The organism is Mesosutterella multiformis (assembly GCF_003402575.1).
Classification (GTDB): domain Bacteria; phylum Pseudomonadota; class Gammaproteobacteria; order Burkholderiales; family Burkholderiaceae_F; genus Mesosutterella; species Mesosutterella multiformis.
In genome coordinates, this window is record NZ_BGZJ01000002.1 from 135,495 (window position 1) to 153,402 (window position 17,908).

At 55.7% G+C, this 17,908-nt stretch carries 17 protein-coding genes; 13 read left to right on the forward strand and 4 right to left on the reverse strand.

Annotated features, from left to right (window positions below; all coding sequences use genetic code 11):
* Positions 1-43: 43 nt before the first annotated feature.
* Positions 44-1,039, reverse strand: a complete 996-nt coding sequence (locus tag M4NBBH2_RS09315; RefSeq protein WP_125064663.1) for a helix-turn-helix domain-containing protein — start codon at positions 1,037-1,039, stop codon at positions 44-46.
* Positions 1,040-1,196: 157 nt separating this feature from the next.
* Here M4NBBH2_RS09315 and M4NBBH2_RS09320 point away from each other — a divergent pair, with 157 nt between their 5' ends.
* Positions 1,197-1,826 (forward strand): pyridoxamine 5'-phosphate oxidase family protein, encoded by a 630-nt coding sequence (locus M4NBBH2_RS09320; RefSeq protein WP_116270721.1) that lies wholly within the window; start codon positions 1,197-1,199, stop codon positions 1,824-1,826.
* 284 nt (positions 1,827-2,110) lie between these two features.
* On the opposite strand, the gene M4NBBH2_RS09325 is transcribed toward M4NBBH2_RS09320, so the two are convergent.
* Positions 2,111-2,944 (reverse strand): SDR family oxidoreductase, encoded by an 834-nt coding sequence (locus M4NBBH2_RS09325; RefSeq protein ID WP_116270722.1) that lies wholly within the window; start codon positions 2,942-2,944, stop codon positions 2,111-2,113.
* A 131-nt stretch (positions 2,945-3,075) separates the two neighbouring features.
* Here M4NBBH2_RS09325 and M4NBBH2_RS09330 point away from each other — a divergent pair, with 131 nt between their 5' ends.
* The 3 genes from M4NBBH2_RS09330 to M4NBBH2_RS09340 all read left to right on the forward strand — a co-directional run bounded on the left by M4NBBH2_RS09330 (position 3,076) and on the right by M4NBBH2_RS09340 (position 5,568).
* Positions 3,076-3,975, forward strand: a complete 900-nt coding sequence (locus M4NBBH2_RS09330) for a LysR family transcriptional regulator (protein WP_116270723.1) — start codon at positions 3,076-3,078, stop codon at positions 3,973-3,975.
* Between the two features lie 97 nt (positions 3,976-4,072).
* The gene (locus M4NBBH2_RS09335) at positions 4,073-4,666 is read left to right on the forward strand and encodes a flavodoxin (RefSeq protein ID WP_116270724.1); all 594 of its coding nucleotides are present in this window, start codon (positions 4,073-4,075) and stop codon (positions 4,664-4,666) included.
* A 14-nt stretch (positions 4,667-4,680) separates the two neighbouring features.
* Entirely contained in the window at positions 4,681-5,568 is an 888-nt protein-coding gene (locus M4NBBH2_RS09340; RefSeq protein WP_116270725.1) for a DMT family transporter, read from the forward strand.
* Between the two features lie 10 nt (positions 5,569-5,578).
* Here M4NBBH2_RS09340 and M4NBBH2_RS09345 read toward each other — a convergent pair whose 3' ends face one another.
* Positions 5,579-6,445 carry a LysR family transcriptional regulator gene (locus M4NBBH2_RS09345; protein ID WP_116270726.1) on the reverse strand — a complete coding sequence of 289 codons (867 nt, stop codon included), beginning with the start codon at positions 6,443-6,445 and terminating at the stop codon, positions 5,579-5,581.
* Between the two features lie 148 nt (positions 6,446-6,593).
* Between M4NBBH2_RS09345 and M4NBBH2_RS09350 the strand changes: the two genes are divergently transcribed.
* The 6 genes from M4NBBH2_RS09350 to M4NBBH2_RS09375 all read left to right on the forward strand — a co-directional run bounded on the left by M4NBBH2_RS09350 (position 6,594) and on the right by M4NBBH2_RS09375 (position 13,125).
* A complete protein-coding gene (locus M4NBBH2_RS09350) occupies positions 6,594-7,025 on the forward strand; it encodes a nuclear transport factor 2 family protein (protein ID WP_116270727.1) in 432 nt (143 codons plus the stop codon).
* 18 nt (positions 7,026-7,043) lie between these two features.
* A complete protein-coding gene (locus M4NBBH2_RS09355; protein WP_116270728.1) occupies positions 7,044-8,144 on the forward strand; it encodes an alpha/beta hydrolase in 1,101 nt (366 codons plus the stop codon).
* Between the two features lie 180 nt (positions 8,145-8,324).
* Complete coding sequence (locus M4NBBH2_RS09360; RefSeq protein WP_116270729.1) at positions 8,325-9,773, forward strand: aspartate ammonia-lyase; 1,449 nt, start codon at positions 8,325-8,327, stop codon at positions 9,771-9,773.
* Between the two features lie 288 nt (positions 9,774-10,061).
* Positions 10,062-11,039: a LysR family transcriptional regulator gene (locus tag M4NBBH2_RS09365; protein ID WP_116270730.1), complete on the forward strand. Its 978-nt coding sequence runs from the start codon at positions 10,062-10,064 to the stop codon at positions 11,037-11,039.
* Positions 11,040-11,187: 148 nt separating this feature from the next.
* On the forward strand, positions 11,188-12,624 hold the full coding sequence (locus tag M4NBBH2_RS09370) for a lyase family protein (protein WP_116270731.1): 1,437 nt from the start codon (positions 11,188-11,190) through the stop codon (positions 12,622-12,624).
* 141 nt (positions 12,625-12,765) lie between these two features.
* Positions 12,766-13,125, forward strand: coding sequence for a LysR family transcriptional regulator (locus M4NBBH2_RS09375; RefSeq protein ID WP_124944309.1), 360 nt, complete (start codon positions 12,766-12,768; stop codon positions 13,123-13,125).
* Here M4NBBH2_RS09375 and M4NBBH2_RS09380 read toward each other — a convergent pair.
* The gene (locus tag M4NBBH2_RS09380; protein ID WP_116270733.1) at positions 13,122-13,772 is read right to left on the reverse strand and encodes a cupin domain-containing protein; all 651 of its coding nucleotides are present in this window, start codon (positions 13,770-13,772) and stop codon (positions 13,122-13,124) included. The genes M4NBBH2_RS09375 and M4NBBH2_RS09380 overlap by 4 nt on opposite strands.
* Positions 13,773-13,900: 128 nt before the next feature.
* Here M4NBBH2_RS09380 and M4NBBH2_RS09385 point away from each other — a divergent pair, with 128 nt between their 5' ends.
* From M4NBBH2_RS09385 to M4NBBH2_RS09395, 3 genes are all read left to right on the forward strand, one after another.
* A complete protein-coding gene (locus M4NBBH2_RS09385; RefSeq protein ID WP_116269340.1) occupies positions 13,901-14,902 on the forward strand; it encodes an IS30 family transposase in 1,002 nt (333 codons plus the stop codon).
* A 380-nt stretch (positions 14,903-15,282) separates the two neighbouring features.
* A complete protein-coding gene (locus M4NBBH2_RS09390) occupies positions 15,283-16,236 on the forward strand; it encodes a LysR family transcriptional regulator (protein ID WP_116270734.1) in 954 nt (317 codons plus the stop codon).
* A 308-nt stretch (positions 16,237-16,544) separates the two neighbouring features.
* Positions 16,545-17,858, forward strand: coding sequence for an anaerobic C4-dicarboxylate transporter family protein (locus tag M4NBBH2_RS09395; protein ID WP_116270735.1), 1,314 nt, complete (start codon positions 16,545-16,547; stop codon positions 17,856-17,858).
* Positions 17,859-17,908 lie beyond the last annotated feature (50 nt).

Genomic DNA, 17,908 nt, shown 5'->3' on the forward strand with positions numbered 1-17,908 from the left:
AATGGCAGCGCGCCTTTTGACTTTTTCGGCGGTGCCGGTTGACTCAGATCGCGGTCCGCCACTCGCGCGGCGTCTTCCCATAGAACTTCTTAAAGACGCGGGCGAAGTGAGCCGGACTCACAAAACCGTTCTTCTTCGCGATCTCCTCAATCGAGAATTCATTAAAAGCTTCGTCCCGAAGCTCAGTGGAGGCGCGCTCAAGCCGCAGCTCAAGGAACCGGTTCATCACGGTCTTTCCGGTCTTCTTAAAGAGGTCCGACAGGTATCGGGTGGAGACGCCGACCTCACGCGCGATGGTGTCAGCCTTCACTGACGCGTCACCGATATGCTTGAACATCGCGTCCACCGCGCAGGCGCGAAGGAAATCCTGGTGAGTCGAGAACGCCTTCTCCTTATCCTTGAAGCATTCCGAAAGCACCGGGCGGAGGAACGCGCAGAGGCCGTCGCAGTAGTCCTCGGCTTCGTCTGGCGCCATCGAGGGGATATGCCGGCGCACGGCTTCGAGCGCCCCGATAAAGCACGATTCGCGCGGCGTCTTCCCGCTGATCAGAAGTTCCTTGAAGAGCGCGGCGAGGTGGCTGCTTCGGGCGTGGAAGTAGTTGCTCGCGAGAAGAATCGAGACGCCCTTCGTACCGCGGGCTGTGGCGTAAGTGATGTCATCTGTCGGATCGACGATCAGCACTTGGTTCACTTCAGGTTTCAGCGTCCGGACACCGTTCACCGTGACGGAAAGGGAGCCCTCAGTCACCATCAGAAATTTCACAAAACTGTGGTACGGATTCTTCTTGATGGAGTAACGGAGCGTCATCGCGTCCGTTTCAAAGGCGAGCATCCGGACCATGCCGTTCCGGATGAGCGTCGTTCTGAACCCGTACGAGCGGACTCCTTTTTTGACCCGGCAGGAGCGCGAGTCCACGTCGTAGAAGGGCTCCGCGAGGAACGAGAGGAAGTTTCTGAAGTTGTCGTCGATCGAAATCCGCGGGTCGCTTTTCCTCGTTTCCGAAATAAGCCGATCCATGCGGGCAGCAGAAATGGCCAAAAGAAGACGCCTCCGGTTTGACTGAGAAGGAAGTGAAAATTGCCTAATCCTGCTTCGAATCTTATCCGGATTGGTTGGGAAATAAGAGGCTGAGACCTAGGATTCTCACTGTCAAATGTCATAAAAACGTTCATTCGAACGCCGATGGAGAGAAACCATGATCAATCTGTCCCGCCGTAAGGCCCTGACGCTCGCCGCCGCTGCGGCGCTTGCTCCCGCTGCTTCTTCCGCTTTTGCTGAAACCGCGGAAAAGAAAGGCACGAAAGACATGCCGATGCGGAATCAAAAGTACGCGCTCACCCGCGCCGAATGCCTGAAGGTGATCGAGCACACCGATCACGCGGTGCTTTCCACCGCGGACAGCACGGGTGACCCCTACGGCGTTCCGGTCACGCCCTTTATGTATAACGGGAAGATTTATTTCCACGGTGTCGGAGCCGGTATCGGCCGCCGTACGGCGAACCTCACGCAGAATCCCCGTGCCTCCATGTGCTGGATCGCGAAGGGAGATACGAACGAGCCGGAACTCGATGTCGACTACGTGTCGGTGATCGTTTCGGGCCCCATCCGTATCGTCCAGGATCCGAAGGAAAAGGTGGAACTCATGCGCCTGATGCTCGCCCGTCATACTCCGAGCATCAATGTCGATAAGGCGATCGCGGATCGTGTGAAGAAGATTGAGATGCTGACGAACGTCTACGAGCTGACGCCGGAACACATGACGGGGAAGGGGACAGGCAGCGCCTACGTGAGCTACTTCGGTCACAAGCGTCCGGAGACGAAGTAAGGCTCTCTCTTCAGCTGGATTGGGTTTCAGCTGAAACTCTTTCTGAAGGAAGGCATTCTCACCCTTTGACCTTCCTTCAGAAACAGAAAAAGAAGCGCGCCTCGCAGGCGCGCTTCTTTTTTCGCTATGCCGGATCGGCTCTTAATAGATTCTGATAGCAGCTATCAGAAAATCCCTATTTCCTATGAGGAGCTATGAACCGAGGCGGGGTCAGCGGAAAGAAGTTCCGCTATTAAGGCCCCGCAGAGATCAGAGCCGGTTTCTTTGGCGATTTGATATCCGGACTATTCGACAATGTCCGTAGAAGCCGCGAGTTCCGTCTCCGTTTCGTATTCGGCAAGGCGCTTTTGAAGCGTAGCGATCGTAGCCTTCAGAGCCTGAGATCCGAGCACCATGTGCAGAAGGGGCTTCTCAGTATCCGCGGATTCAATGATGCGCGCGGCCATCTTGGCGGGGTCTCCCGGAGCGAGCCCGTTTTTCGGATCCAGCATCTTCAGGAACGCGTGCGTCGCGGAGCCGTCATACTCCGGCATCAGTTTGGCGACGCGGGCCGAACCGTAACGGAATTCCGTGCGCGCTCCGCCCGGTTCGACGATGGTAACGTCAATCCCGAAGGGCGCGACCTCCTGAGCAACGGATTCACAGAAACCTTCAATGCCGAACTTGGTGGCGTGGTAGAGAGAATTTCCGGGGTAGGCGACCTGTCCGCCGTAGGACGATATCTGAATGATTCGTCCGCCGCCCTGTTTGCGCAGATGCGGGATCGCGGCGCGGATGAAGGCGATCGAACCGCGCAGATTCGTGTTGAGGATGCGGTCGATTTCTTCAAGGGACAGTTCTTCAGCTGCCCCAAAGAGGCCGTAGCCGGCGTTGCTCACATAGACATCGATGCGGCCGTGCTTCGCGGCGGCTTCGTTCACTGTTTCAGTCACCTTGGCGGCGTCCGTGACATCCAGAATCACACAGTCAAACGTGTCCGGGTACTTTTTAATCAGATCGGCGACCTTCGCCGTGGAGCGGACGGTGCCGATGACACGGTCACCTGCCGAAAGAAGCTGTTCCGTCATTTCACGGCCAAAGCCGCTCGAAACACCGGTAATCATCCAGGTTTTAGCCATTTTCTCTTCCTAATAGCGGCGCGTAAAGCGCCTGTATCGATAGGAAGAATTTTAAAAAGCCTGCACGGCAGGAACAATTTTATTTATTATTTTTCGAATAAGAAATTCTTATAGAACCTGGAGGAACGTTTATGCTGCTGAAGCAGCTCAATTATTTCGCGACAGTGGCTGAACTCGGAAGCTTTACCGAAGCGGCCTACGCGCTCGGCATTTCGCAGTCGGCTGTATCGCAGCAGATCAAGGCGCTGGAAGAAGACCTCTCGGTTCAGCTCATCATCCGCAATAACCGTACCTTCACCTTAACCCGCGCGGGAGAGTATCTGGCCGTGCGGGCGAGGCAGCTCATCACGGAGACCGAGGCCCTGCGGCGGGAAACCGTTCGTATCTCCCATAGTAAAAAGCGCGTGATCCGTTTGGGGTTCCTCCTTTCCTACCGGGGGAGCGAACTCTATGAAGCGATTACCCGATACGCGAAAATGAACCCGGGGGTTGAGTTTGATATCGCGAGCGGGAGCCACGAGGAAATCTACGAGATGCTGAAGTCGGGCAAGATCGACTTTGCCTTGAGCGATCAGCGCAGAGCCTTTTCTGACGAGTATGAGAACCTCGTGCTTTCTTCCCCCGCGGTGCATATCGAGTGCGCGCCGCAATACAGTCCCGGGGCAGCGTCGAGCTTCCGCGCGGCGACGCTGCCCGATAAGCCCTGCATCCTGATTGCCGGTGTCGGCCAGCGCGACTCGGAAAAGAGCTTTTACCGGGAGCTGCTCGGTTTCTCGGGGAGTTTCCTCTTCGCGGATAACGCGGAGGAAGCCCGCCTGATGGCGGCGGCCGGGCAGGGCTTTTTCCCCGCGGAAGGAGAACCGGAGCCTGTAGCGGCCTCGTTTTTGAAACGGATCCCGTTTTTTAAGGACGACAGGCCGGTGAAGCGTAATTTCTGCGCGTTTTGGCTGAAGAACAATACGAGCCAAGTCATCACGGATTTTTCCGCTATTTTGGTTGACCTGTTTTCTAAAGACGTAAAGAGCGATTAATAAGATTTGCTTATTCGAATGACTGATTATTGAGATTGGAGCGTACACGGTCGCTTCGTAAGATTTCCCCTGCATTCATTCACAGGGGGAATTTTCCATGCAGCGCCGTCAACTGATCCTTTCGCTTTCTTCGCTTGCAGCCATCTCCGCGGTAAAGGCGAAGGAGGCGCCCAAGGGAAAAATTCTGATTGTTTATTACTCCCGCAAGGGCGAAAACTGGTGGGACGGCACGACCCGTGTGCTTCAGACGGGGAACACGGCGAGGATGGCCCGCGTGATCCAAAGGACCATCGGCGGCGATCTCTACGAAATAGAAACCGTGAAGCCGTACCCGGCTGACTACCGCGAAACCACGAAAGTGGCTCGGGATGAGCTCGCGAAGGAGGCTCGTCCCGCGATCAAAAAACCGCTGCCGGACTTCTCGGCTTACCGCGCGGTTCTGATCGGCCATCCGATCTGGTGGGGAAAGATGCCCCGTGCCGTGATGAATTTCATCGAGCAGGCTGACCTTGCCGGCAAAAAGGTCGTGATGTTCGCGACGCACGGCGGAAGCGGCCTGGGGACCAGCGCGGAGGACTGCGCTCGTGCCCAGCCCAGGGCATCAGTTACCGCGGGGCTTGCTGTGCGCGGCACGGCTGTTGACAGGTCAACGGATGAAATTGTCCGCTGGGCCAGGTCTCTCAGGCTCTGAGGTCGGGAGGCGTCATGAGTGCTCTTATCGGTCATATCGCGGCCTTTCTCTCCAATCTCTTTTTCGGACTGAGCATCCCGGTTACGAAGGAACTCCTGAGCTCCTGGCTTGATCCCATTGGATATACGCTCCTCAGAGCTTTGTCGGCCGCGGTGATTTTCTGGACAGCCAGTTTCTTTCTTCCGCGTGAAAAAGTGGCGGGCCGCGATCTTGCCATTATCGCGGCGGGTGCGTTTCTCGGCTTTATCGCGAGCCAGTTCCTCTTTGCCTTGAGTATGGAGGAGACTTCGCCCGTTAACTACGCGATGGTGGTCGCGCTGAGCCCGGTGATCGTGCTTTTGATGTCGGCCGCGCTTCACCGTGAAAAAATCACGGCACAAAAAGGGCTCGGCGTGACGCTGGGTGTGGCCGGGGCTCTCGTGGTGGTGCTGGGCGCTGGTTTCGGCACGGGCGGACGGAATAATCTGCTCGGTCTTCTCTACGCCTTTTTAAGCGTGGCGGGGTACGCCGTTTATCTCATGATTTCGGGCGCTGTCGCGCAGAAGTATCGCGCGGCAACCATCATGAAGTGGCTCTTTCTCTTTACGTCGCTCATGCTCCTGCCGTTCGGCTTTAAGGCCATTCCGGAAGAACCGCTGCTGAACGGCGGGTTCTTTACGCAGGGCGCGCTTCTCTTTGCCTACATCGTCATTTTCTCTACCGCGATCGGCTATTTCCTTCTGCCTGTGGCGCTCAGAAAGCTTCAGGCGACGACGGTAAGCGTGTACTACAACCTGCAGCCCATTGTGGCGTCGGTCTCCGCCATCTCGGCGGGGCAGGACTCGTTCAGCTGGGATAAGCCCCTCGCGGCCGCTCTGGTCATCAGCGGGGCCTGGATCGTGACCCGGGCGAGAAGGCCATAACGGAGTTTTTCTAGCGATAAAAGTCCTGCAGGATTTTTATGAAGTCCTTCACAGCTTTCCGCTTTTCGTTCTTATGGGTATAAAGCGAACAGGGAATCGTCTCTGCCGTATCAAACGGTGTCCAGCAAAACTCTTCGCAGTGATCGTTCAAAAAGTCGGGAGCGATGCAGACACCGCGCCCGGCCGCGACGTTCGTGAGTGTGGTGTCGTGATCGCGGCTATTGAAGTACGTCACTTTCCCCTCACTCACAACGCGGTTTTGAATGGCTCGCAGCACGGGCGGTGACCCCCCGCCTACCATCAGAGTGCGTCCCGCGAGATCTGCTGAGGTTACCTTCGCCTGCCTGGACAGAGGGTCATTCCGGTCAGTGATGAGGAAGAAACGGCTGTCAAAAAGATGGTGTCGGGTGATGTCGGGCACCCGTTTCATTTCGAAATCCATCGCGAAGAGAATGTCCTGTTCGCCCTTGAGGAACGACTCCTTGCATCCATACCAATCAAAGGAGGGGGTGATGGAGATATCCGGGTAGCGTGAGGAAAATCGGCGGATTGCTTCGGGCAGAAAATAAACGGCTGAACGGATCGGCATGGCGATCCGTATGTCGTTCTTAACGCTTCGGCTGAAATTCTGCCCCTGTTCGATAGCAGAGCGAAGCGACGCGTAAATGCTTTTAAGCTGCCCCGCGAATTGCGAGCCGGCCGGGGTCAATACGGCGCCTTTGCCGGAACGGTCAAAAATCTCGAATCCGATCTCTTTTTCCGCGGACTTGATCTGGTAAGTCATGGTTGGCTGGGAAACGCAGAGATTTTCAGCGGCCTTATTGAAATTCCGTGTTTTCGCGAGCTCAAGGATGAATTCAATCTGCTTGGTATTCAAATTCAGTCTTTTTAATCGATTTAAAAATTAAATTAATTATATAAATAATCGATTGGATTTTAATGACTGCGAAATCATAGAATTTTCTCTATGAAAAAGCGGCGGATCCGCTTGTTAATCTTTAAAAATCCTGTTGCAGGAACAAGAAATGTCACTCGAAATTTTGGAAGCTAAAGAAGCCATTCGCGAAGTCATTGACCGCTTTGCCAATCTGGAATGCGATGTTCATGCTCAGATGCCTTTCTTTACAGAAGACACGCATGTCGTGGTCTATATGGGCGGCAATCTCGCTATGGATATCCACGGGCGGGAGGAATTGGAAAAGACGTTCAGCGGTTTTACCTCGGGGATCAAGTCTTCCCATCATATGAATGGGCAGCAAGTCATCACGGTAACGGGTGACACCGCGGTAGACGAACACTATTGCCGCGCCGCGCTCGTTATGGAAGAGGGGGGCCGCGATATCGTGTCAGACAACTATATCCGTTACCGGGACACGCTGGTCCGTCAGAACGGAGAGTGGCGGATTGCGGAGCGTATTCAGCATTTCGTTATCACGAAGAAGCAGGCACTGGCATAAGCAGCGAGTGGGGCGGAAATGGTATTGAACAAAATTCTGACTGCGGGTCTGGCAGCGCTTTTAGCCGGCGCGGCTATGGCGGCGCCGATTGTCATTGAGTCTCAGGGGTCGTTCACCGTTGGCGGACGGTATGTTCAGCACGAAGGGACGTTCTCTCAGGAGAACTTTGTCGCTCCGGATGGTCAGCGGGCTTACGGTGACTTCGCCTATGTTCAGTACCAAATTCCGCATCAAGCGAGGAAGCTGCCTTTGATTTTTCAGCATGGAGGCGCGCAGTCAAAGCGCACCTGGGAATCCTCACCTGACGGCCGCGAAGGCTTCAGCACGCTCTTCTTACGGGCGGGGTACTCGGTTTATCTGCTGGATCAGCCGCGAAGCGGCGAATCGAATCTGACGACTCAGGCGATTACGCCGGATACGCCCTGGGTGAGCAATCCCATGTATGGGGATAAAACGCTTTACGTTCTTTCACGCATCGGGCACTTCAATGAAAAGGGGGAGCCGGTGCCAAACGAGCAGTTTCCGGCAGGCGAATCGAACTACCAGGCTTTCCAGCAGAGCTGGACCGCAGGCTCAGGTCCCTTGGACAATGATCTCAACGCGAAGGTACTCGCTAAGCTCGTTGATCAGCTTAAGGACGGTGGCATTCTGGTGACCCATTCCATGGGAGGAACGATCGGGTGGCGCGCCGCGATTCTGAGTGACAAGGTGAAGGGCATCATCGCGTATGAGCCGGGCGGAACGCCATTCATTTTCCCGAAAACGGAAATGCCGAGGATTACGGAGGCGAGGTTCAAGGCGCTCTCCGCCTCAGCGAAAGGTGTTCCTCTGAAGGATTTTCTGAAACTCACCCGGATGCCGATTGTTCTCTATTACGGAGATCATATTCAGGTCGGCTCAGCGAATGTTGGGGAAGATAAATGGGGAACGGAGCTTGCCATGGCGAAGCAGTTTGTCGAAGCCATTAACCGTCACGGCGGCGACGCGGTTCTTGTGCATTTGCCTGAAATCGGGATCAAAGGGAACTCTCATTTCCTCATGCAGGAAAAGAACAACAAGGAAATCATGAAACTGGCGCTTGACTGGCTGCATAGCAAGGGGCTGGATGGCCGAGAATAACGGCTGGTGAGATTTCTTTTTCTCCTTTCCCTGCGGTGTGCCGCGTCAGGCAAAACCGTCCCGGTATCCAACCTTCTCCGATCAATCCCTAAGAACCGCGCGTTTTCTTTCGCCGCTTTTCTTTCTCTGCGTGAGAATAGAGCTGTTACGAATAAAAAACCGTTCACTTAGGAGAAAACGATGGCGGATACTCGTGTTGAGCGTGACTGTCTTGGTGAAATGGAAATTCCGAATGACCGCTATTACGGCATTCAGACCACGCGGATGCTAGGGGTGTCAGGCGCCGCGGGATTGCCGATCGTTTTCTATCCGGATATCTTCCGCGCGATGGCGCGGATCAAGAAGGCCGCGGCCCGTGCGAACGCCGAGGCCGGAGCGCTCGATCCCGAGATCGCGGACGCGATCGTGAAGGCCGCTGACCGGACGCTCGACGGCTCGTTTGATAAGGAGTTCCCGCTCGACTTCTGGCAGGGCGGCGGCTACACCTGCCTCAACATGAATGTGAATGAGGTGATTGGGAATCTCGCGAATGAGATTCTCACGGGTCACAAGGGCCAGGACCGTGTTCATCCGAATACGCACGTGAACATGGGGCAGTCGACGAACGACACGATCCCGTCCGCGACGCACCTCGCGATGATCCCGAGGATTGACGCTCTGAGAAGCGAGCTCTGCGACCTCGAAGCCGCGTTTGAGAAGAAGGCGGAGCAGTTTAAGGAAGTCGTGAAGGTGGGGCGCACCTGCTGGCAGGACGCGCTGCCTCTTACCCTCGGGCAGGAATTTTCAGGCTACGCCTCAGCGCTCCGGCGTCTCATTCGGAAGCTTGAGCATGTCCGCCCCGAGTGTCTTCAGATCGTGATGGGCGGCACCGCGGTCGGAACCGGGCTCTCCACCGCGCCGGGTTACCAGGAGGCGTTCTATCGGTTTATTTCCGAGGATTACGGAGAAGAGATCCAGCCGATGGAGAATCTCTTCGACGGGTTCCAGAACAGCGACACCGTGGTGACGGTGTCAGGCGTCGTGAAGGAAATCGCCTGCACGCTCGCGAAATTCGCGAAAGATCTGCGGATCATGAGTTCCGGCCCCCGAGCCGGGTTTATGGAGATCGAGCTTCCCGCGCTCTCTCCGGGATCCTCCATCATGCCCGGGAAGATCAATCCCACGGTCCCTGAGATGGTCGTTCAGATCGCGCATCAGGTGATCGGGAATGATGTCGCGATTTCAGTCGCGCTTTACGACGGAGAGCTCGACCTCAATGTCTGGGACGCGACATTCTATAAGTGCCTCTTTGAGTCTTTCTCACTGGTCGAACGGGAAGTGACGATCTTCCGCCGCGACTGTGTGGAAAGCATCACGGCGAACCGCTCCCGCTGCATGGAGGAGGCTGCGGCCTCGATCGCGCTCTCCACGATTGTCGCGACCTGCTACGGGTACCCCACCGGGGTGAAAGTCGCCCAGTACGCGGCGGACCGCGGCTGCAAGGTGCAGGACGCGGTCGTGGAGCTTGGGCTGATGACAAAGGAAGAGGCCGATACGCTTGTGAACCCGATCCTGATGACGGATCCGGAAAGGATTGACGCGGCAGCGGCGGAATTCAAACGCCGCCACGCGAACGTGAAGAAAGCCTGAAACAGTCCGCCGTCCTAAAAGTCCGCCGCCTGGGGGAATTCTCACGGCGGCGTTTTTTTGGGGAGGACAAAGACGGCTTTTTTTAAATTCTGATAGATCCTGATAGATACTATTAGAAAGTATCAGAAAATATCAGGAAATATTAATAAGGAAAGGCAGAACCGCATTCCTCCGGGGCCGGATCAATTCTGCGCGCTTCGCGGTAGCGGAAACCGCCGGTTCGATGTACAAAAGAAAAAGAGCGTTCGGGTTCTAGCCGGACAGAGGATGAAATAGAGAGAGCCTTCCATGACAGACAAACGCCGTTTCCCGGATCCGCAGGAACTCGCGATTTTTCTTGAGGTCGCGAAGCAGAGGAGCTTTTCCCAGGCCGCGCTGCGGCTCGGGGTAACGACGTCATCCGTTTCGCAGTCAGTCACGCATCTCGAGAAGAGTCTTGACGCGACACTCGTGAACCGGGCTCACCGGCCGATTGAATTGACTTGCGCGGGTGATCGTCTTTACCGGAAGAGCGGTCCGATTCTGAATGAGCTTGAAAGAACCGTGCGGGAACTGAAACCCGCGCCGGGGTTTTACCCGGAGGTGCGCCTCGGGCTCTCGGAGTCAGTGAGCGGGACGCTGTCCCCCTGTCTTCTTCAGAAAATCCGAACGGTTTCCAACCGCATTACGGTGAGCACGGGGTTCACGAACACGCTGGCGAAAAACTTCCAGAACGGCGAAATCGATATTCTGATTTCAGGCCGCACATTCGTGAATGAAGCCGATCTCTGGCGGGGAACGATTTTCACGGAGGAGTTCCTGCTCCTCTTCCCGGAGTCCTGGGGCCGGCCGGTCACGGAAGAAAATACGCTTGACTCGCTCGCGCGGGATCTTCCCTTCATCACCTATAACGATCAGTCTGATGACAAGAGTCTCGTGCGGCGGCTCCTTCGCGCGAAAGGGGTTCCGATTATCGCGGGACCGCGCGTGGAGTCGAGCTACTCGATGGTGGAACTCGTGTCCGAGGGGAAAGGATGGGCCGTGATGGCCCCGACCAACATTTACCGGGGCGGGCTCTTTCTCTCAGGCGTGCGGTTCGCGTCGCTTCCATCCCCCGGACTCAAGCGAACGCAGAAGGTGCTCGCGAGGACGGATGAATATATTCCGCTCGCCGGCCGCATCGCCGGCTGGTGCCGGGAACTCTGTCTCTCCACCGTGAAGCCCCGGCTGAAGGCGCTTTCTTCAAAACTTGATGAGGCGGTATTCCTTCCCCCTCATACCCCCTAGCGAGCTTTTCTCTTTAGGAACCGAGCCTAAGTTAAGTAATCACTAAACTTATCCGAAAGTATTAGTGAAGACGATGTATGGATTGGGAGTCTGTCTCCAAAATGGGAGTCATTGGAGATGCAGCAACCAAATTCCTAAGGAGAAAAGAATGGCTGATACCCGCATTGAGCGTGACTGCCTCGGTGAAATGGAAATCCCGAATGACCGTTACTACGGCATTCAGACGACCCGCATGAAGAAGGTGTCGGGCGCCGCTCACCTGCCGATCGTTTTCTATCCGGACATTTTCCGCGCGATGGCTCATATCAAGAAGGCTGCCGCCCGCGCTAACGCCTCGGTCGGCGCTCTCGATCCTGAGATCGCGGAAGCGATCGCTGAAGCCGCCGATAAGACGCTTGACGGTTCTTACGATAAGGAGTTCCCGCTCGATTTCTGGCAGGGCGGCGGTTACACCTGCCTTAACATGAACGTGAATGAAGTGCTCGGCAACATGGCGAACGAGATCCTCACCGGCCACAAGGGTCAGGATAAGGTTCACCCGAACACCCACGTGAACATGGGCCAGTCGACGAACGACACGATTCCTTCCGCCACCCACCTCGCGATCGTTCCCCGGATCGACGCCCTGATCGGTGAGCTCCGCACCCTCGCGAAGGCTTTTGAGAAGAAGTCCGCTGAGTTCGCGGATGTCGTGAAGGTCGGCCGCACCTGCTGGCAGGACGCTCTGCCGCTGACCGTCGGTCAGGAATTCTCGGGCTACGCCTCTGTCGTCAACCGTCTCATCAAGAAGCTCGAGCGCGTGCGCCCGGACTGCCTTGAAATCGTGATGGGCGGGTCAGCCGTCGGAACCGGTCTCTCCGGCGCCCCGGGCTACAAGGACGCTTTCTACAAGTTCATTTCCGAGGATCTCGGCGAAACGGTTACCCCGATGGATAACCTCTTCGACGGTTTCCAGAACAGCGACACCGTGGTGACGGTTTCCGGCATCGTGAAGGAAGTGGCCTGCACGCTTTCCAAATTCGCTAAGGACCTCCGCCTGATGAGCTCCGGCCCCCGCGCCGGCTGGATGGAGCTTGAGCTTCCGGCTCTCTCCCCTGGATCCTCCATCATGCCGGGGAAGATCAACCCGACGGTGCCTGAGATGGTGATCCAGATCGCGCATCAGGTGATTGGGAACGACGTCGCGGTGTCTGTCGCGCTCTACGACGGTGAGCTCGACCTCAACGTCTGGGATTCCACCTTCTACAAGTGCCTCTTCGAGTCCTTCACGCTCGTAGAGGAAGAAACGAAGATCTTCTGCCGCGACTGCGTGGAAGGGATCAAGGCGAACCGCGAGCGCTGCATGAAGGAAGCCCGGGGCTCCATCGCGCTCTCCACGATCGTGGCGACGTGCTTTGGCTACCCGACCGGCGTCAAGGTCGCTCACTACTGTGAACAGCATGGCTGCGACGTGCACCAGGCCGTTCAGGAAATGGGCCTGATGACGAAGGAAGAAGCCGATTGGCTCGTGGATCCGATTCTGATGACGGAACCCGAGAAGATCGCTGATGCCGCGGCTGAGTTTAAGAAGAAGCACGCCGCTTAATACAGACGTCAAACAGTTACATCTCTCCAAAGACGTAAGCGAAGGGCGGTTCCTTTGAAAAAAGGAACCGCCCGTTTTTGTTTCTGACAGCGAACCGCGGTCTCCGTGAGACGGCAGCCCTGATCTGCAGACTCTCAGGCCGTGCATCGGCTGGAGGCCGCCATGGGGGCGGAGCTCCTCGACCGGCATTCGCGCCCGCTTTCTCTCACGGTCTATGGGGGGAACCTCATCCAGTACGCGGTGCCGCTTGTCGTGGATCTCGATGGGCTGATCGGAGCGATCAGGCCTGGGACCGGCCGCTACCCGCTTGTCACCGCGGGGTATTCGGAGTCAGTCAGCGCGACATCCGCCCCGTGGCTCACGTCGTACCTAGAGACACGGTCTGACAAATTGGTGGTTCAGACCGGAATGAGCCTGCGCAAGCTTACAAAAAAACAAGCAGGCCAGGATAACCTTCAGTCTGCTTGCTCCAAGCTTATTTCAAAGCTTCTTTACTCTTAGAGAGTAAGGAGAAGTGCCATCTTGAACTTCTCAGTTGCCTTTACCCAGTGACGGCCTCCCTTAGCAAAATGGAAGTTCTCTCCGGCCTTGATGACGTGTTCCTGTCCTTCATATCCGATAACGCCTTCTCCATCTAGCGCGAAAACAATGGCTTCGCCGGGGGCGGCGTGTTCTGAAAGCCCAGTTCCCTTGTCAAAAGCCATCACAACGAACTTCATTTTGTCGTTATGCACCACATCCATGTTGACAATCTTGCCATCCTGATAAGGGACGAGTTCTGCTAACTTAAATACTTCTCCTGCCTTCACTGCGTTATTCATAGTGTCCTCCTTAGAAATTTCAATTTCCGTATAAACAGCGCCACTACTTGTGCGCATTCCCATTGGCCTGTCTGTGAGTGTGAAAATGCAGTCACCCGCAGCCAGGGTTCTAACGTAATTGTTGTCGCCGTATACCTCAATACTTCCCTCAGCTACAAGGATCAGCTTGTGATAAGGAAAAATCTCAGCGCTGATGTCTGTACCTGCGGCAAAGGAGAAATAAATAATGGGATTTCTGCCACTGCTGATCGCCTTGGAGATCGTGCATCCGGCTACCGGCTGATTATCTTTTGCGATGGAGAAAACTTCCCCTGTTTTTTCATTCATGTCTTACTGTAACCTTTTTCATTTCATTGTTAGGCGAATTATCACTTCAAGTGCAAAGCCTGAGAAAAGAATAGTGGCCCATAAAGCTTCCATAATAGAGATTGTCAAGATAACTATAGAGGGAGCTCATGAGCCACTATCATCATCTTACTCTTCGGGACAGAGTATTTATTTCGGCTTTAACGATTTCAGGCAAATCCCTGTCTGAAATTGCATGTGCGATTGGGAAAAATGTTTCTACGATCTCCCGCGAACTGAAGCGAAACAAGGCTGTATCGGCCCAGGATGGGGCTTCAGCTGCCTATGATCCCTGTGCCGCGCAGGCCCGATATCAGAGACAGAGAAAGCATTGCGGAAAGAGAAACATTCTGAAGTCTGACTCGTTGCTGACAAGGATTGTCTCAAATCTGCTGGTTAAGAAATTCTGGTCTCCGGAGCAGATTCAATACCGTCTCAGAAAGGAGCTGCCGAATCTAAGGATCAGCGCCACGACAATCTACCGAGGAATCAATTCTGGCTTTCTGGATCGCTTTGTGGATGGCCGAAAGATGTCCCGACACCTGCGACACCACGGTAAAACGCGTCACCGTAAAGGCATGACCGAGAGGCGAGGAAAGATCCAGATCACTCACAGCATTGAAGAGCGACCCCTGGAAGCTCAGAACAGATCTCGCCTGGGGGATTGGGAAGGCGATACCGTCATCGGAAAAAAGGGCGGAGCCTGCCTCACGACTCTGGTCGATAGGAAGTCCGGCTTTCTCTGTGGCGGGAAAACCGCTTCCAAGACTGCGGCCGATGTGTCTGCCGTAATTGAGAAATCTCTGTCAGATAAGGATCTGCGTACGATTACCGTAGATCGCGGAAAAGAATTTTCCTGGGCTGAAAAACTGGAGAAAGATCTCAGAACCAAAGTGTATTTCTGCTTGCCTCATCATCCATGGGAGAAAGGAAGTAATGAAAATACAAACGGACTTCTTAGAGACTTTTTCCCAAAAGGAATGAGTATCGATAAAATTTCTCAGGCAGAAGTTCAGAAACGGTTCAATGCTCTGAATTTCAGACCCAGAAAACGTCTCAATTGGAAGTGTCCGGCTGAAGTCTTTTATTCAGTAACTTTGCACTTGATTTGATAATTCACCTATAAAGAAGAAACTAGGTCATTTACCTTATACGAGAATGACTCTTCTTACGTTCAAACAACTAAAGGTACATTTATAGTACAAGTATTTTTTTGATAGTTCTTTTGGGGGGATGGTTAGGGCGTTTTCTTGCAGATGCTCTTGTCTTTCGTCGCATAGATGCTTCGATCCCGTCTGTTCTTCCTCTTGGCCGCTTTAGTTTTCTTTTTAGCTGCGACTGCTATTTTTGGTTCAGGCGGTTCCTTTGAAAAAAGGAACCGCCCGTTTTTGTTTCTGAAAGCGAACCGCGGTCTCCGTAGAGACGGCGGCCTCCGGATCCGCTATTGTTGATAGGACAGCCGCTTGAACCGAAACCCAAAGGACCTCCCGCTATGCATCGCAGCAGCCTTGATCTGCAGACTCTCAGGATCTTTCTTGAAATCAGCCGTGACTGCAACATGAGCCGCGCGGCGGTGTCGCTCGGGCTCACGCAGTCCGCGGTCTCTCAGGCCGTGCATCGGCTGGAGGCCGCCGTGGGGGCGGAGCTCCTCGACCGGCACTCACGCCCGCTTTCTCTCACAGTCTATGGGAGGAACCTCATTCAGTACGCGGCGCCGCTTGTCGCGGATCTCGATGGGCTGATCGGCGCAATCAGGCCGGGGGCGGGGCGCTACCCGCTTGTCACCGCGGGGTATTCGGAGTCAGTCAGCGCGACATCCGCCCCGTGGCTCACGTCGTACCTAGAGACACGGTCTGACAAAGTGGTGGTTCAGACCGGGATGACCGCGGAACTGATTGAGGCGTTCCTGAATGACGATATCGATATCCTGATCGTCCCGGATCCGCTTCTCGACACCGATGGCCTCTGGCGGCAGAAGGTCTATGAGGAGGAGTTCCTTCTCGTGCTCCCGGGGAATGAGGAAGGGGAGGGGGAGGAGGCGCGGCGGCGCGCGGCGTCCCGCCTCCCCGTGCTGATCTATAACGGCCAGTCCGCTGACCGCGAGATGATCCTGAAGTTCACGGATTCTCTTCCCTTCCCGGCCTTTGAGCGCTACGCGGTGGAGTCCAGCCGCACGATGATGGGACTCGCGAGCCTCGGCGAAGGGTGGACTGTGGTGCCGCCAGGCAATATCTGGCAGGGCAGGGACTACGTGCCGGAGCTTTGGCTTCACCGCATCCCGGGCGCTCCGATCGTGAGGCCTCAGTACGTGATCGCGAAAGAGGGGATTTACAGCCGGCTAGCCGAAGATCTCGCGTCGCAATTCACGGAAATTCTCGAAAAGGAAATCCGCCCGAGATTCTCGGCGCTTAACCCGATACTTTCCGACGCGATCCGTCAGCCGTAGTCTGAATTTGTGATACAACTATCTGAAAAATAATCAGAATTCAAAGTTAAGCCAAACACCTAAAAGAAGTATTAATTCTGCTAATAATTCTCGGAAAACTGACCGGATTAGGAAAAAATACCTACGAAGGCTGGAGAAAGGATTAGATCCAGCCGCCCAATAAGTACTCCATAAGAAGTATCTAACGGGCAACCGGTCGGGAGGCGCTTCCTAAGCGTCTTCCCCTTGTCAGAAACAACAGGAGAGGGGGTCAGGTCCTGAGGCTCAGGTGAGCTGGAGCCAGACGGACCGGATTTCCGGGAATCACTATGACAGCAACCATACTTGAATTTGTAATCGTGCTGGCGGCTATTCTGCTTGGCGCCCGACAGGGCGGCCTCGCGATTGGCTATTGGGGCGGTCTGGGGCTTGTGCTCCTCGCCGTGATATTCGGCGTCACTCCGACCGCGCCTCCGGTCGACGTGATGCTGATCATTATGGCGGTCTGCATGTCAGCGGCCGCCATGGACGCGGCGGGCGGTCTCGAGTTCCTCGTCCGGATTGCCGCGCGCATCATCCGCTCGAATCCGAAATACGTGTCGATCATCGCGCCGCTCGTCGGCTTCTTCCTCACGTTCTTCTCGGGTACCGGGAACCTGATTTTCGCTATCCACCCCGTGATCTATGAGGTCGCGTATTCCGCCGGCGTCCGTCCGGAGCGTCCGATGGCGTCCGCCACCGTGGCGGCCCAGATCGGCATCACGGCGTGCCCGATTTCAGCGGCTACCGCGGCTCTGCTCGGCCTTTTCGCGGCCTACGGCCACGCTGAGGTGACGCTTTCCTCGATCCTGATGGTGACGTTCCCCGCCTGCCTGATCGGCGTTCTCGCCGCCAGCTTCATCTACATGTTCTGGGGCAAGGAACTGAAGGACGATCCTGAGTATCAGCGCCGCCTGAAGGCTGGCCTCGTTGAGCCGCCGGAAGCGATTTCTGATCAGCCGCTCCCGAAGGGTGCCAAGCTCTCCGTCGGGATCTTCCTCCTCGGCGTGTTCCTCATCGTCCTTACGGGCTTCTTCCCGGAACTCCGCACGATCCACGGAAAGCCTGTCAGCATGTCGCTCGTGATCGAGATGGTGATGCTCGCGGGTGCCGCCCTGATGGTTGCCTTCTGCCACGTGAATCTCGATGTCGCGTCTAAGAGCCCCACGCTCCGTGCGGGTGTCGTGTCGGTCGGCGCCATTTTCGGTATTGCCTGGCTCGCTGACTCCTTTATCGGCGCGAATAAGGGCTTCTTCATGGAACTCGCCGGTGATCTCGCCGCTCAGGCTCCGTGGCTCTTCGCCTTCGTGCTTTTCTTCATGAGCGCGCTGCTCACGAGCCAGGGCGCGACGACCCGCGCCATCATGCCGCTCGGCCTCACGCTCGGCATCCCGGTTCCGCTGATGATCGCGATGTTCTCGGCTGTGAACGGTCTCTTCTTCCTCCCGATCACGGGCCCGGCGCTTTCTGCCGTGAGCTTTGACCGTTCGGGTACCACGAAGATCGGGAAGTACATCCTGAACCATTCCTTCCAGATTCCGGGAATCGTGATGGTGGTGGTGTCGGTTGTGGTCGCGATGCTGCTCACCCAGCTCGGGCTCTGATGAAGTAAAGCCTTCCGGCTGAAAAGCGGCTGCCGCTTGACGCCGGAATG